This window comes from Yersinia sp. FDAARGOS_228 (genome assembly GCF_002073315.2).
GTDB classification, from domain to species: Bacteria; Pseudomonadota; Gammaproteobacteria; order Enterobacterales; family Enterobacteriaceae; genus Yersinia; species Yersinia intermedia.
Map to the genome: position 1 here is coordinate 4,146,548 of NZ_CP020409.2, position 15,519 is coordinate 4,162,066.

A 15,519-nucleotide genomic window follows, 5' to 3' on the forward strand; every position below is an offset into this window, starting at 1 on the left:
TCGTTAGTGAACTATGATTTACTCAGGGTCTATGAGCACTTATTTTGACTTATTCAGGATGAGACATTGTCGTTAACATCCCCCCCAGAGCAAAAAGAAAGAGGGAGCCGCCAATTGCCTTATTCAAGTAGAATAAATACCCGTCGATCAGGGTTAAGCTTTGCTAAAAGGACTTATTTACCTCGAGTATTTGGCTTGGGTGTTGGTATGTTTTGTGTAAGTTCAGTGCTCTACACACAGAACTCACCACTATGGCTATGGCTGATGTTAGCTATTAATGGCTTGGTATGGCCACATATTGCATTCTTGCTGGCATTGCGCTCTGAACAACCGTTTGATCAAGAAATAATCAACATGAAAATAGACTCAGCACTGGGTGGTGTCTGGGTAGCAATCATGTCATTCAATGCGTTACCCTCTGTTGTTATTCTATCCATGATGAGTATGAATAATATTGCTTCGGGGGGTAAGAACATTTTTTGCAAAGGATTGGCCTTGCAAATCTCCTGTAGTTTATTGACCGCATGGATATTTAATTTGCCCTTTAAACCTGAAACGTCTCCACTTCAGGTTTATGCCTGTTTGCCGATGATAATTATCTACCCTTCCCTGCTCGGATTAGTAACCTATCGCACCGCCAAGCGTCTGGCCGAAAGCAAAGAAGAGTTATTACGTATTAGTGTAAGAGATGGGTTAACTGGTTTGTACAACCGCAGGCATTGGGAACACCAGTTGCATAATCAGTTTGACAGTTGCCGGCGCTATCAGCACGGCGCAACACTCATTTTACTTGATATTGATAATTTCAAAGCCATAAATGACACCTTTGGTCATGCGGTTGGTGATGAAGCTATTACGATTCTTGCCGAGGAGTTATTGCTGGGGCTGCGAGCCATTGATATTGTCGGCCGCTATGGTGGAGATGAATTTGGCGCTATTTTACCCAATACCACTGCCGAACAAACCCGCGAAGTATTAACGCGAATTCAAGAAAAACTGGCCGCGTTAGTCTTTACTCAAGCCCCTACCCTACAACTTAGAGTGAGTGCTGGCATTGCTGATTACAGGCACGATATGATTAATTATCAGCAATGGTTGAAAGCTGCTGACTCCGCACTGTACCTGGCTAAAGATAATGGGCGTAACCGTATTGAGCTAGCCAGTTAAAAACTATTCCCAATAGATTTCAAGATGCAGGAAGTCAGTGTATTATTAACCGCAAGATCTGGAGATGACATTCCTCCATAACCGCCCTTCAAGGCTGATGATGTCTACGTAACCTTTTCATTAAGGTGCGTAGTATTGCGCCTAAGCCTTTCTGAAAAGCCCGCGAATAACAACAAACTACCCGCACGATGCGGTATCCATAATGAAAGGTATTTATGTTTAATACATTACTCGCAGTATTTATTGGTGGTGGTGTGGGCAGCGTCACCCGCTGGCTGATAAGCCTGAAGCTAAACAGCCTATCAAGCCATGTCCCCGTAGGAACACTGTTGGTAAACCTGATTGGTGCCTTTATCATCGGGCTGGCATTATCCCTGTTTACCCGCGTTACACATATTGACCCGGTATGGAAGCTACTGGTCACGACAGGTTTTTGTGGTGGCCTGACAACGTTTTCCACCTTCTCGGTGGAAGTGGTTTACCTAATCCAAGATGGCAAGCTGGCATGGGCGGCAGGAACTGTTTTGCTTAACCTGGCGGGTTCACTTGCGATGACGATGCTGGCCTTTATATTGGTCAATCACTTTGCGGGGCAATAATAACTATTAACTATAAAAATAATAGCTATCAACTATAAGAACCGTAACTATAAGCCAGTTTAGCTTTCCAGGTAGTCCGTAATATTACCCGGAAACGTGCACTGGCTAGAAAGTCATATCTCTGCGGATATCATCTTAATGTTTTCTTAATCTATGAACTGGATAATCACTTGGTTGAGAACAGTTCGCCACTGGTGGTGACTGACGTACCGGATAGCGCTATGTTTGGATTACCTAAGAAACGGGGCGAGTGGCTAGCAACCCTTTTTTGTCTGGCCATCACAGTGATTTTTCTCAAAATCTATCTCTACTAAATTAAGACGACTCACTCCCCTCATTGCTATTTTTGTTGATGGCGAGACAGCCACTCAAGCCATATCATTCAACAAAGCCGTTTTTACCTTACTGATACCGCCAATAAAAAACCCGCCTATTGAGGCGGGTTTTAATAAATATGGGCTACTTAGATAGCGATAACATTAGCAGCAGATGGGCCTTTGGCACCGTTCGTGATTTCAAATTCTACACGCTGGCCTTCAGCAAGAGTTTTGAAACCATTGCTAGCGATGGCTGAGAAATGAACGAAAACGTCCTTGCTGCCATCTTCTGGGGTAATGAAGCCGAAACCTTTGGACTCATTGAACCACTTAACGCTACCTTTAATCTTAGACATCAAACTTACCTTTACGTGAATGTTGGACACAAATCGTGTGTCAACTACAGTACAGCAATAGAACTGTTTTTTGTCCACAGCAGAGATCACAAAAAGAAGAGAAAAAGTGAAAAACGCCGATTTATTGCTCTATTATCAGCACAGAAAGCCACATTTTTTTGCTTTTATAGCTCACTATAATGGGGCTGAAAAGCGCCTTAGCGAACTGACAGACTGTATCTGAAAGCTATTCACCTGTATTATACTTATCCATTGGATACGCTAATATGAGATGCATGATGAACGGTAGAATAACAACTTTTTTTGAAGATAAAGGCTTTGGTTTTATCACCGATGAGAACGGAGATAACCGTTATTTTCACGTTATTAAAGTTGCTAATCCCGAGATGATCAAAAAAGGGGCTGAAGTTACCTTTGAGCCAACAACCAATACCAAAGGGTTGTCAGCATTTGCTGTAAAAGTAGCAATTGAGAGTAAATACATATTCATTGCTAACGAGAGAATCAAACTCACCAGCATCAAGTCATTCAATACTTTTACTAAAGAAGTCCCGGCACAGGCCGAGGTAGATAAAGCCAATACCATACTTTCAGTAAATTTACTGATGAACAAAATCCGGCCGCAGGAAGAAGATATTTCAGAGAAAACCGTGCCATTGCAAATGTTATCAATAATAACATTCCAAAATGTCACTTATACATTTTCTGAGCATGAAGTTGATATCGAGAGTACGGTTGCTAAGTTGAAGAGTATTTAATACCGATTCTATTTTTATTAAAACTGATAAATATCAACACCATCAAGCAGCCCCAAATGCCTTTGGGGCTGTCCGGCCTACCCGGAAAGTTAGGTGCTGGCATCCCTGCCCGCTAACGTAAGAACATCCTTTTGATATTCTCTGGTGTCGACGCCAAAATAATAAAGAATTAAGTTACTTTCATTAACTATTTGAACATAAACATTTTAATCAACTCAACGTCAGTACGAGCACCTAGCTTCTTCATAGCAGAACGTTTTTGTCCGCTAACTGTTTTCTCACTCTTTTTCAAAATTCTGGCAATATCACCGCCTGAAAAACCTTCATTAAATAGCTTCAACACAATATTTTCATTCGGCGTTAAATACTGCCGCTCGGATGACGCCACCCCCAACACCGCAGTGGCCTTCCGTTCAACTAAATTATCTTTAAGCCCACGAAATTTTCGTTTAAATACAGCGGTAATCTTGTTGATCACTGTATCAACCGAATCCTCTCTGAAAATCATAGTTACATTACTGAATCTGGGGATACCTTGTAAAAAGCTATTCAGTCTGGCATCACAAATCAAAAAAACATCTGCTTCAGAAGGGGCCTTATCCAAACGCTTTAGCGCTTCGAAAAAACTGAATTCATCAACACCAATAAAAATAGCATCTGCTGAATAAAATGCTTTTCGATAGAATTTAATCTCTTTTTTAAAACCTAACGATGCAAATATTTTTTTTACGACAGTTACCATACCCAGTGTTTGATATTTATCGTTATCGACTATCATACAGCTTATCATATTGGCCACACCCGTTAGCGCTTCAGCATCCCATGAATAATTAACTCATATCTGTTTGGAATACGATTTAATATCGTTACAAAACAAATAGATAACACGGCACTTTTCCCTACTTGTTAGTAGAACATAGGGGGGTGTAGATATATATAGGATGTCAACACCGGAAGGTGTAGGAAACGTCTTTTTCTCTGTGAAATATTTCCTTATTATTCATTTTTGTTTAAGTTTTACAAACGTGACAGCATCAGGATTGTATGCAAAAATATAGATATATTAGTAGTCTGAATAGGAAGGTCCCGATGCAAACCATACGCCCTATGAAGCTGCATCCCTCAGTTAACCTTATTTTAAGTCAAACTACTTTATGAGAAACGTCGGTTTACATGCCCTAAAAACGTTAAGCTGCTTTTCTGCTGTTACTTTCTACTCTGCAAGTAAAACCTGTACTGACCAGTGTTTTCTTGGCGGAGAAGTAATGAGTGTTCTGTACTTTTTATCAATTATTGCCACTCCATTATTTTTCATGATCATTGGCTATATCGACTCTAATGATGAGATAGATCAACAGGATATCCTGCGTAAGCTGAAGTCTATAATAACTATTATTATCTTCTGGAACGTCCTTTTCTATTTTATCAATGAGGATGGTTTCAAACGAGGATACTTCCTACAAAGTTGGCTTTTGTTCAGCATTGCCATTATTTACCTGCTGAATCCGATAATCTCGAAGGTTTTGAAAAGTAACCGAACGGCCATAATAACGCTTTCGTGTCTGGTTATTTTCTCTGTCACGATTGACCTGATCAGTGCCTTCACTGAAAGACCATATTTAATTGATTTCCCACAATATTTTAGATTATGGACTTGGGTTTTCTATTATATGGCTGGTAGGTTCCTTTGCTCGAAGATATGCCAGAAAATAACAAAGTTACCAAGAATACGTTTCGCCGCTAAGGTGCTACTGCTGCCAACCGCGATCTCAATGTATTTTTACGAAAGTTTTATGTCGATACATGTGTATAAAACCGTTAATGCCGGTTATTTCCTCGATAACTTGCACGTTTTAATACTCAGTTTATGTTTATTTGTCATATTTGATAACTTTGACACTAAACATGAATGGATAAAGAAAACATTGGCCTATATCAGCCCCTCAATGATCGGGGTGTACATACTGCATGATGGTATTTTCTATTTCATTGCCAGCGCATATAATCTGTCAGACGTCACACTAAGATTTACATTGCTACTATCAGTATTCGCTGCCTCTGTATTATTGTCGCGTATTCTATTACTGAATAAGTATACGTCCCGTTTTATCTCATTTTAATTGATAGCGGCTGGCCGACAGATCAGTACACAAGGCCAGCCGATAGCTTTACCAAAAGTCCTCACTGCAACCCTGGCTGTTCGTCACTCGACTTAAAGCGGTTAAACCACAACAGTAGGCAAAAAACGACAACCCGAACACAGGCTATTGGATTTGAATCACGGTCAGCGTATTACCAAATACCGCGCCAGTATCAATATAAAGCTGATTTTTAAACAGTAACGGTTTCACCAACGGCGTATGTCCGAAGATAAATTTATCTGCCCCTGCAATTTTGCGACTATCCCCTTCCATCGCCGCGTTAAGCCGCTTACGGCTCCACAACACTAATTGCTCGCTGACAGGTTTACCATAGACGTATTCATCTGAAGGATAATCAGCATGAGCGATAATATATTTCTCGCGCTCAGTATTTACCTCAATAATTAAAGGTAATTTTTCTGCCCGCTTAATGAGTTGCTCTACCAGAAGTTTCTTGCTGGTTTCCAGTAAGAAAAACCATTGCCCACCATTCGCTATCCAGGTGTCAACCTCCCCTCCAGCTAGCACATCAATTGCCATCTGCTCATGATTACCACGAACAGCATGAAACCAGTGAGTAGTGAGCAGTTCGTAACACTCAATATTCTGCAAGCCGCGATCCGCCAAGTCCCCGACAGACAACAATAGATCCGTCGAACGCTCAAACTGTACGCGACCGAGAGCATCCATCAGTTTTTTATAGCAGCCATGAATATCGCCTACCACAAAAATACGTTGGTATTCACTACCGTCTATTTTACGGTACATAACAGGCTCCACAGTCGGTGTATGGCCTGTATTAACCTTAGCTTACTTGAGTGTTTTTTGAGTAGCTGATGCCGCTATTTTCTGTGGTTCAAGCCGTGACCACCAATGGCTGGTACTTATCTCAGTAATGACCAATGAAAACCTTGAGGAAATGGCGCTGACAGTTGGAAGTGAGTTAATTGCACTGTTTAGTGGGCTAACTACAGGGTTTAAAGCACCGAGGGTGAACCTCGCCACCAACAAGCCTTAATCACCGATTCGCTTGGTTAAAATGACTGCCCATGATTGAATAAGCCGCCCTCAGGCGGCTTATTTAGCATTGAGGCACCGCTACAAAGGCCGGTATATGCCCCTGTAATGCGCTAATCTTTCGTGGAAGTAGTCACGCTCGTCCACCGAAAGCTTGGCCTCAACTTCATCAACATCAATGTTCTTCTTTTGGCTTTCCATAAAAGCAACCGTGGATGCCACAAAGTCCAGGCTGGTATGGCAATATTCAGAAACCAGTTTTTCTAGTGCTGACATTTCACACCCCCTACTTCGCTACCACACAAATATAATTAACACAAATCATCAATCCATAACCGTGAACAAGATCACTAAAAATGACATCAGTCTGTTTACTTCAATTGATGCAAGCTCCCGATATTTTTAACCTTACGCCCTGGATCATGATTAATTTCTTCGCCACAGTGATATAAGTGTCAGCCAGGTATCAATTTTCCGTTACTGCAAGCGAGATCATTTTCTTATATTGAACCGCACAACAGTGCCTTTTAAGCTATTTTCCGTTATCTTGTGGGATTAACCTCAAGACAAAAATAGACCACCGAACTGGAGCCGAAATGAGAAAGACAACCATGATTATGATCGCTATTGCACTGGCGGTATTCGCTTATACCTACTTTACCGGGGTGTAACATTCGCCAACAATCAGATGATTGCCAGGGCGCTATCTAAGCGTAACGCTTTCTGGCATGGCTCTTTATTTATCATCCATTGAATTAGGTCCCACAAATAAGAAGATGCTAAAAGTTATTGCTCAAGATTTTATAAAACCGGAACACATTATCGATGTTATGCCACTCTATAAAGAATTAGTCGCCAGAACAAAGCGAGAACCGCTTTGTATTTCCTATGATTTATGTATCAATCATAAAGATCCCGGCCATTTTATTTTTATCGAGGAGTGGCCAGATCAAGCCGCGTTAGACATACATTGTGCCACTGCGCATTTCAGAGAATTGGTTCCAAAAATTAATCAATACCAACGAAAAGACGGCACCTTCATCTTAATGCGCTGTTTTGAATAACCCTTAAGAACAGCTTGTTATTGTGCAAGTTGCTCTTCCTCATGATATTGATTTTGCCACATGGCGGCGTAACGCCCATTGGCAAGTAATAACATATCGTGGCGGCCCCGTTCCACAATGGCACCGGCGTCCAGCACAATAATTTCATCCGCATCAATGATTGTTGATAATCGATGGGCAATCACCAACGTCGTGTGATCGCGGCTAACTTCTCGCAGATGAGCCTGAATTTCACGCTCAGTTTGCGTATCCAATGCACTGGTCGCTTCATCAAATACTAATATAGCGGGGTTTTTAAGGATAGTACGCGCAATAGCGACCCGCTGTTTTTCGCCACCAGAGAGCTTCAACCCCCGCTCCCCTACTCGTGTCTCATATCCATCTGGCAGGCTAGTGATAAATTTATGAATATGTGCGAGTTTTGCCGCACGTTCTATCTCTGCAAAAGTTGCAGACGTTCTGCCATAAGCAATGTTATAACGCAATGTGTCATTAAACAGCACGGTATCCTGCGGCACAATACCTATCGCTTCGCGCAAAGTCGACTGAGTAACAGCCCTAATATCCTGATTATCAATGTAAATAGCACCACCCGTTACATCATAAAAACGGAACAGTAAGCGTGAGAGAGTTGATTTCCCCGCACCGGAAGCACCCACTACAGCGACTGTTTTGCCCGCAGGGATGCTGAAACTCACGTTATCCAGAATAGGCCTGCGGGGATCATAACCAAAGCTGACTGACGCAAAACGGACTTCACCTTGGGTCAGTTTCAAAGGCAATGCATCTGGTCTATCAGTCACTTCTTTCTTAACCATCAGCAGGTCGAGCATATTTTCCATATCGATCAAGGCTTGCCTGATTTCAGAATAAATAAACCCAAAAAAATTAAGCGGTTGATATAACTGAAGCAGATAGGCATTCACTAATACAAAATCACCAATAGTCATTTTGCCCTGCGTGATACCTTGCGCCGCCATCGTCATCATGACGACCAACCCGATTGAGATAATGGCAGTCTGCCCAAGACTCAATGCGGTAAAACTGAATTGGTTTTTGATAGCTGCATGTTCATAGAGTTGCCGTGAAGTATTGAAACGCTGCGCTTCGAACGCTTCATTACCAAAATACTTAACAGTTTCATAATTGAGCAAACTGTCGATAGACTTAGTGTTTGCATCTGCATTGGCTTGATTTAGCTCACGCCTGAAGCGGGTTCGCCAACTGACGGCCATTATCGTAAACAAAATATAGCAGCCGACCGTCACCAAAATCGCGATCGCAAACCAGCCATCTAACAGATGCCACATGATCAACGAAACCAGTGTTATCTCAAACAAAATGGGAAAGATAGAGAACAACAGGCGCGAGAGTACGGTAGCGACAGCTTGGGTTCCACGCTCGATTGATAGGGATAAACCACCGGTTTGTCGGTCCAGATGAAAGCGCAAACTTAGTTCATGCAATTGTTTAAATACACGTAAGCCAAGTAACCGAGTCGCATTCTGGCTGACATGTACAAACATGACGTTCCGCAGCTCCTCAAATAAGGAAGCACTGATTCTCGCGATGCCATACGCAATAATAAAACCGATTGGAATAGCCAGTATCTTGGCGTTTTCACTGCTTAATGTATCAACCATCGCCTTATAAGCTAGTGGGACCAGAGTGGTACTGACCTTGGAAACCACCATAAAGATCACGGCCGCAACCAGATAATAGCGAAGCTTAGGGTTATTTTTCGGCCAAAGATAAGGTAGCAGGAACTTTAGTAAGCGTGAACGATCCATATTTATGTATTTATCATCTCAGGTGAAATAGTTGTATTTATTTTTTATATTCTGCCACGTATAAGTGGAATGGCCTAATGAGGTCGGCACTATCTGCCGAATTAGAATTTAGTCACCTGTGACGAGATTAGTCGATGCAACATCAGCACCCTCGGATGATAGGGGGCCAATGCGGGAAAAACTTTATTTACTCCTCTTTTTTTGATTATAAATACAGCTATTGAAAATTAGAAATAACAATTAAAAACAATGATAATCAGTTAGATAGATAATTAAATACGTGTTTTTAGTCGTAATTAAGCACCATACTAACTTCAGCAAGCCGCTAACCCAATTAGTCATTCATTTTTTTTGAACAAGATAAGCAATTCTCTTTGATATTCAATTTTTGTGATCGGAGTAACATTACTCCTATCGAAAGCAACCCGCTTTCACATACACAAATAGAAGAGAATTTATTATGAAAACTACCATCGCAGCAATCGCACTTATCGCAGCTATCCTGGCACCTACTGTTTCAATGGCAAATATCGGCGACAGTGATAGTTATAAAGGAACCTACTCAATAAGCCAGGGCCAAAACACTAACGCAGCTGATCAGACAGCCAAAAACTAAGATAAAATAATAGCATAAAGTCCCACTTAGATTAAGTGGGGCTATTTATTAATAGCCATAGCACCGAGCTCCCTCACACCGATCGTGTTAGAAACCATTTATAATTAATTTTATTATATTTTAATCACGCCACATTTAATTCTGCTACCAACCGAATTAACTTTATAAAAAACAATCACCAATAAAAATTACCTCTGGTTATAAAGATACCCCGCGTTTATTAACTGAACCGGATCTTTGGCTTGCGCATAACGCTGAAAAATCACTGCGGCCCCCGAATCGCGTCACGATACTCGCATTCGGAAGCCACTATTGATTGCATTCTTATTCGTCGAAGAACCAGTAACCCTGATTAATCAATTCGGTTAACTCAGCCATGAAAGTTGGATTGTTTAGCGCCTCACCCAGTTCTTTCTTGCCAATCATCGTGTAGCGGCACAGTGCATCGGCAGCTTTAGCATCGGTTGTTTCCAGCCGTTCGCTGTTGATAAAGAAACTGTCGCCCACTTGCAGAACACGCAAGCCGCTCAGGCGCGTCAAGATCTGACCATCCATCAAAGCACCAACAATTTCATCTTGCTCGTAGGGTGGTTGCGCGGCAGAGATATCCAACTCATGGCGCGGCGTGGTAGCAAAGCGACCAAACCACTGCTTAAAGTCTTCCGGCTGATTAATCATGTCGACCATCATCTGGCGCAAGCGGTTAAGCTCGTATTCCTCAACCCGACCCGGATGTTCCCGGCAGGTTAAATCAGGGTCGCTGTAGTGCTCACCGCCGAGATCGTTCTCCAGCGCATAGTCAGCAAAACTGCTGATCAGATCCCTGCCATTCGGCCCGCGAAATCCAACAGAGTAATTGAGTGCCGTTTCATGGGTAAAACCGTCGTGTGGGAAGCCTGGTGGGATATATAAAATATCGCCTGGAGCGAGGTCTTCATCAATAATTGGTGTGAAAGGCTCAACGTGGAGCAGCGCCGGATGTGGGCAAAACTGCTTCAATGGTAATTTGTCACCCACGCGCCAACGGCGGCTGCCCATTCCCTGAATGATAAAAACATCATATTGATCGATATGCGGCCCGACACCCCCACCCGGTACGGAAAAAGAGATCATCAGATCATCTAAACGCCAGTCCGGCAGCACGCGAAATGGACACACCAATTCGGCAGACGGAGCATGCCAGTGGTTAACAGCCTGAGCCAACAACGACCATCCGGTCTCACCCAGGTTATCAAAATGCTCAAACGGCCCATTACTGGCCTGCCACTGACCATTGGTATGGCTGACAAGACGGCTATCTACCTCCGCTTCCATCGCCAAACCAGCCAGTTCATCCGGTGTAATCGGATCAATGAAGTTAGGGAAGGCATTTTTTAATATAACAGGTTGTTTTTGCCAGTATTTCTCTAAAAATTCGGGCCAATTAAGATTAAGTTGATAAGCCATGCTTTAACACCAGTGAGATGACAAACGGCCCTGATTATAAAGTGGCTGCCCCATAGGCCGCCTTGTCATTGGTCAAGGCTATGCATTCAGCGAGTAAAAATAATCGACATCACTGTTACAGACATCTGTTCATAGCTGCGTTTTCGCCTGATACCTATATCCCCACTTCCCCTGCTAAGATCACATTCTCACGCACCAATAATTCCTGAACTAAAAAACCTATGTTAGCATTTATGCAGTAAATACCTTTCAACTCATACCGAGGCATTGATGCTGGAGAATGTAATCATCAGATAATCAGTTTCCCGCCCCTTGAGGCCGGGCTGGTTATCAATGCACTGAAATCGGATGTGAACACTACTGTGTTCGCACGCTTTGCATATGATGATTAATAGGTTTTTCCAGTATGAATTTATCCCGTCAAGAACAACGTACCTTACATGTACTCGCCAAAGGTGGACGTATAGCTCATGTCCGCGATGCATCTGGCCGCGTTATCTCCGTTGAATGCTATACACGCGAAGGCTTGCTTCTCAGTGACTGCACACTCAACGTGTTTAAAAAACTCAAAACCAAAAAACTAATCAAATCCACCCAGGGCCAGCCCTACCGTATCAATACTACAGGGCTGAACAACGTCCGAGCACAGCTGGATAACCGCTAAGGAGAGTGAGATGAACAGATTATTTTCCCAAGAATTTCTTAACGCTAACATGATGGGTCCCAATGCCCTTTTATTCGCTGAAGAAGTATGTGATTCCCTTAATTTGCGCCCCGGTATGCGGGTACTCGATCTTGCCTGCGGTACTGGCCTGACGTCGATGTATCTTGCCAGTAAATATGGGGTCGAAGTGGTGGCAATGGATTTGTGGATTACCGCTGAAGATAACGCGAGTCGCTTTGAAGCAATGGGATTCCGTCAGCAAATTACACCATTACATATGGATGTTGCTGATCTTCCCCACCAAAAACCGTTTGCTGAAAATAGCTTCGACGCGCTGATAAGTATTGATGCGTACCATTATTTCGGTGCCAGCTCGATGTTCTTCGACTACCATCTTGCCCCCTATCTTAAGGCGGGTGCTGGCGTCGCCATATTGATTCCTGGCCTGAAAGCGCCCTTTAACCACGGCATACCGCCAGAAATGGCGCCCTTCTGGCATTCCGGCATGAACTTCTTCACCGTTAACTGGTGGCAGCAGTTGTGGCAGCAAAGTGCTTTTCTGCAAATGAATGTCTGTACTGAGAGTGAATGCTGCTATCAGGCATGGCAGGAGTGGCTAGCATGTGACCATGAGTACGCTATTCGCGACCGCAAGATGATGGCAATAGAAGCTGGGCGCTTCTTTAACTTCACCAAAATGATCGGGCGCATCAACAAATAAGACTATCCCCTCATCGCAAGATGGGGGGATACAGAACCCTTCTTATATCGGCAAAAATAGTGGCCGGCCTTATTACAATGCGTTAAACCGTGCTTCCACCTCAGTTATGGCATCTACCCGTGTTTGATGCCGCCCCCCTTCAAATTCTGCATCGAGCCAGGCATCCACAATCATCTTAGCCAGTTCCAACCCTACGACCCTAGAACCAAAAGCCAGTACATTAGTATTGTTATGTTGCCGGGAAAGCTGTGCCGAATAGGGTTCACTGCACACTACCGCGCGGATGCCAGGATGTTTATTTGCCGTAATCGAGATACCTACGCCCGTACCACAAATCAAGACGCCACCATCAACTTCCCCAGAGGTGACCGCTTCAGCAACTTCATTGGCATAACGTGGATAATCCGTACGTTCTGTAGACCACCAACCTTTGTCAATCACCTTGATGCCACGCGTTTGTAAGTGAGCAACAATATCCGCTTTCAGAATAAATCCAACGTGATCACAACCCAGAGCGATACTTTTCATTGAATAACCTCTCATTCGTCAGTAAGCCAAACTTCACAAATTTCAGTTTTATGTGAGCTAAAACGATACTTTTAGTTAAAAACCCCAATAACAGCGGGCATTAAGGTGTCCATTTTACGTACTATAATCATCAGTTTTAAATAATCCGTGTAGTGAACATAAAGACCATCCTGTTAAATAGCACCCATACAGAGCACTCAACAGATTGATTTTATTAAAAATAAATTAACTTATAATGTTTAGTCTCTCGAACACAAAACTACACGAAACATAGTTACTTTATAAATTATCAAAATCTGTGAAGTTGATTGCATATTTCGTCAACACATTGTGATGATATAGTGACGTCTTCAATTTTTGGACATGAGACCGAGATGAGTCAGTCAGAGTTTGATCAAGGTATTCCTAACGGGATCGGTATCGCCCCCTACCTACGAATGAAGCAGGAGGGGATGACGGAAAATGAAAGCCGTATTGTTGAATGGTTTCTTACACCAGGGAACTTGAGTGCCGCACCGGCGATTAAAGATGTTGCCGAGACCCTCATGGTGTCAGAAGCGATGATAGTTAAAGTTTCAAAACTGCTGGGTTTTAGCGGCTTTCGCAATCTGCGCAGTACGTTGATTGATTACTTCTCGCAGTCTGAACAGGTGTTACCGGCCGAGTTATCGTTTGATGAAGCGCCAGAGGATGTGGTTAATAAGGTATTTAACATCACCCTGCGCACGATTATGGAAGGGCAATCGATCGTTAACGTCGATGAAATCCACCGTGCAGCACGATTTTTCTACGGTGCCAAACAGCGTGATTTATACGGCGTGGGCGGCTCGAACCCCATTTGTGCCGATATTGCGCATAAACTACTGCGCATAGGTGTGCGTTGTCAGGCTTACCAAGACGCACACATTATGATGATGTCCGCTGCATTGCTGAAAGAAGGTGATGTAGTGCTGGTCGTGTCCCATTCCGGTCGCACCAGTGATTTAAAAGCCGCTGTAGAATTGGCAAAAAAAAATGGAGCGAAGATTATTTGTATTACTCATAGCTATCACTCCCCTATTGCCAAACTGGCTGATTTTATTATTTGTTCGCCAGCACCAGAGACCCCTTTATTAGGGCGGAACGCCTCAGCGCGTATATTACAACTCACATTATTAGATGCATTTTTTGTTTCAGTAGCACAACAAGATATTGAACGAGCCACAATTAATCTGGAAAAAACTGGCGCTATTGTCGACTTTTTCCGACGAGATAAATAATAGTAATAAAAAACCGGCATGTCTCTATTTTAAGGCATGCCGGAACTCTCTCCCTATAATGAGAAATGAGCCATGAATAAACTTCTAAAACTCTTTAGTGGTGCAGCCATAGGTATGATGTTATCCACCAGCGCGTTCGCTGCCGCAGAGTATGCGGTTATTTTAAAAACGCTCTCTAATCCTTTTTGGGTGGATATGAAAAAAGGAATTGAAGAGGAGGCAAAAGTATTAGGTGTCAGTGTGGATATATTTGCATCTCCCTCTGAAGGCGACTTTCAGTCTCAACTGCAATTATTTGAAGATCTGAGTAATAAAAATTACAAAGGCATCGCCTTTGCGCCACTGTCTTCAGTTAACCTGGTTATGCCTGTGGCCCGTGCCTGGCAAAAAGGAATTTATCTGGTCAATCTTGACGAGAAAATTGATATGGATAATCTGAAAAAAGCCAAAGGCAATGTCGAGGCCTTTGTCACAACCGATAATAATGCGGTAGGTGCAAAAGGAGCGGCTTTTATTATTGATAAATTAGGCAGTACCGGTGGTGAAGTCGCTATTATCGAAGGTAAAGCGGGTAACGCTTCTGGTGAAGCACGCCGTGCAGGAGCAACCGAAGCATTTAAGCAAGCCAGCCAAATCAAATTAGTTGCCAGTCAGCCTGCTGATTGGGATCGTATTAAAGCGCTAGATGTCGCCACCAATGTTTTGCAGCGCAACCCCAATCTGAAAGCTATCTATTGTGCCAATGACACCATGGCGATGGGGGCTGCTCAGGCGGTCGCCAATGCAGGTAAAGTTGGCAAGATTCTGGTTGTCGGCACCGACGGAATACCCGAAGCACGTAAGATGGTCGATGCTGGGCAAATGACCGCCACGGTAGCGCAAAACCCAGCGAATATAGGTGCTACCGGGTTGAAGCTGCTGGTGGAAGCAGTTCAACGGGGGAAAGTGATCCCATTGGATAAACAACCACAGTTTACGCTGGTGGATTCTGTACTGGTCACCAAATAGCGTTATAGCCGTACCCACCCGGCCATATCCGGTTAGAGAGCAGAGCCATTCACTCGGCTTTCCTCTTA

At 43.2% G+C, this 15,519-nt stretch carries 17 protein-coding genes and 1 riboswitch; of the genes, 10 read left to right on the top strand and 7 right to left on the bottom strand.

Annotation, left to right across the window (positions count from 1 at the left end; genetic code table 11):
- Positions 1-114: 114 nt before the first annotated feature.
- A complete protein-coding gene (locus tag A6J67_RS19270; protein ID WP_071843523.1) occupies positions 115-1,167 on the top strand; it encodes a diguanylate cyclase in 1,053 nt (350 codons plus the stop codon).
- A 51-nt stretch (positions 1,168-1,218) separates the two neighbouring features.
- Positions 1,219-1,281: riboswitch (Fluoride riboswitch) on the top strand.
- 101 nt (positions 1,282-1,382) lie between these two features.
- Positions 1,383-1,766, top strand: a complete 384-nt coding sequence (crcB, locus tag A6J67_RS19275) for a fluoride efflux transporter CrcB (protein WP_005182699.1) — start codon at positions 1,383-1,385, stop codon at positions 1,764-1,766.
- 463 nt (positions 1,767-2,229) lie between these two features.
- Here the strand turns inward: crcB and cspE are convergent, their stop codons facing one another.
- On the bottom strand, positions 2,230-2,439 hold the full coding sequence (gene cspE / locus A6J67_RS19280; RefSeq protein WP_002210315.1) for a transcription antiterminator/RNA stability regulator CspE: 210 nt from the start codon (positions 2,437-2,439) through the stop codon (positions 2,230-2,232).
- A 278-nt stretch (positions 2,440-2,717) separates the two neighbouring features.
- Here cspE and A6J67_RS19285 point away from each other — a divergent pair, with 278 nt between their 5' ends.
- The gene (locus A6J67_RS19285) at positions 2,718-3,197 is read left to right on the top strand and encodes a cold-shock protein (protein WP_032905761.1); all 480 of its coding nucleotides are present in this window, start codon (positions 2,718-2,720) and stop codon (positions 3,195-3,197) included.
- A 187-nt stretch (positions 3,198-3,384) separates the two neighbouring features.
- On the opposite strand, the gene A6J67_RS19290 is transcribed toward A6J67_RS19285, so the two are convergent.
- A complete protein-coding gene (locus tag A6J67_RS19290) occupies positions 3,385-3,975 on the bottom strand; it encodes a helix-turn-helix transcriptional regulator (protein WP_032905730.1) in 591 nt (196 codons plus the stop codon).
- Positions 3,976-4,351: 376 nt separating this feature from the next.
- Here A6J67_RS19290 and A6J67_RS19295 point away from each other — a divergent pair, with 376 nt between their 5' ends.
- Entirely contained in the window at positions 4,352-5,317 is a 966-nt protein-coding gene (locus tag A6J67_RS19295) for an acyltransferase (RefSeq protein WP_050074544.1), read from the top strand.
- 144 nt (positions 5,318-5,461) lie between these two features.
- On the opposite strand, the gene A6J67_RS19300 is transcribed toward A6J67_RS19295, so the two are convergent.
- Both A6J67_RS19300 and A6J67_RS19310 read right to left on the bottom strand, forming a co-directional pair.
- Positions 5,462-6,106: a metallophosphoesterase gene (locus A6J67_RS19300; protein WP_005182690.1), complete on the bottom strand. Its 645-nt coding sequence runs from the start codon at positions 6,104-6,106 to the stop codon at positions 5,462-5,464.
- Positions 6,107-6,436: 330 nt separating this feature from the next.
- Positions 6,437-6,631 (bottom strand): glycogen synthase, encoded by a 195-nt coding sequence (locus tag A6J67_RS19310; protein ID WP_005182674.1) that lies wholly within the window; start codon positions 6,629-6,631, stop codon positions 6,437-6,439.
- Between the two features lie 500 nt (positions 6,632-7,131).
- Between A6J67_RS19310 and A6J67_RS19315 the strand changes: the two genes are divergently transcribed.
- The gene (locus A6J67_RS19315; protein ID WP_042570114.1) at positions 7,132-7,419 is read left to right on the top strand and encodes a putative quinol monooxygenase; all 288 of its coding nucleotides are present in this window, start codon (positions 7,132-7,134) and stop codon (positions 7,417-7,419) included.
- Between the two features lie 17 nt (positions 7,420-7,436).
- Here A6J67_RS19315 and A6J67_RS19320 read toward each other — a convergent pair whose 3' ends face one another.
- A complete protein-coding gene (locus A6J67_RS19320; RefSeq protein WP_050297775.1) occupies positions 7,437-9,209 on the bottom strand; it encodes an ABCB family ABC transporter ATP-binding protein/permease in 1,773 nt (590 codons plus the stop codon).
- A gap of 460 nt (positions 9,210-9,669) precedes the next feature.
- Here A6J67_RS19320 and A6J67_RS23545 point away from each other — a divergent pair, with 460 nt between their 5' ends.
- The gene (locus A6J67_RS23545) at positions 9,670-9,825 is read left to right on the top strand and encodes a hypothetical protein (protein WP_164711359.1); all 156 of its coding nucleotides are present in this window, start codon (positions 9,670-9,672) and stop codon (positions 9,823-9,825) included.
- A 324-nt stretch (positions 9,826-10,149) separates the two neighbouring features.
- Here the strand turns inward: A6J67_RS23545 and A6J67_RS19325 are convergent, their stop codons facing one another.
- Complete coding sequence (locus tag A6J67_RS19325) at positions 10,150-11,271, bottom strand: cupin domain-containing protein (protein ID WP_005182668.1); 1,122 nt, start codon at positions 11,269-11,271, stop codon at positions 10,150-10,152.
- Positions 11,272-11,677: 406 nt separating this feature from the next.
- Between A6J67_RS19325 and A6J67_RS19335 the strand changes: the two genes are divergently transcribed.
- The gene (locus A6J67_RS19335) at positions 11,678-11,935 is read left to right on the top strand and encodes a YjhX family toxin (protein WP_050074542.1); all 258 of its coding nucleotides are present in this window, start codon (positions 11,678-11,680) and stop codon (positions 11,933-11,935) included.
- 10 nt (positions 11,936-11,945) lie between these two features.
- On the top strand, positions 11,946-12,656 hold the full coding sequence (locus tag A6J67_RS19340; protein ID WP_042569373.1) for an SAM-dependent methyltransferase: 711 nt from the start codon (positions 11,946-11,948) through the stop codon (positions 12,654-12,656).
- 72 nt (positions 12,657-12,728) lie between these two features.
- Here the strand turns inward: A6J67_RS19340 and rpiB are convergent, their stop codons facing one another.
- Positions 12,729-13,184, bottom strand: coding sequence for a bifunctional allose-6-phosphate isomerase/ribose-5-phosphate isomerase RpiB (rpiB, locus tag A6J67_RS19345; RefSeq protein ID WP_005182666.1), 456 nt, complete (start codon positions 13,182-13,184; stop codon positions 12,729-12,731).
- A gap of 374 nt (positions 13,185-13,558) precedes the next feature.
- On the opposite strand from rpiB, the gene A6J67_RS19350 reads away from it, so the two are divergent.
- Complete coding sequence (locus A6J67_RS19350; RefSeq protein ID WP_042569372.1) at positions 13,559-14,443, top strand: MurR/RpiR family transcriptional regulator; 885 nt, start codon at positions 13,559-13,561, stop codon at positions 14,441-14,443.
- Between the two features lie 72 nt (positions 14,444-14,515).
- Positions 14,516-15,451, top strand: coding sequence for a D-allose transporter substrate-binding protein (alsB, locus tag A6J67_RS19355; protein ID WP_005182661.1), 936 nt, complete (start codon positions 14,516-14,518; stop codon positions 15,449-15,451).
- Positions 15,452-15,519 lie beyond the last annotated feature (68 nt).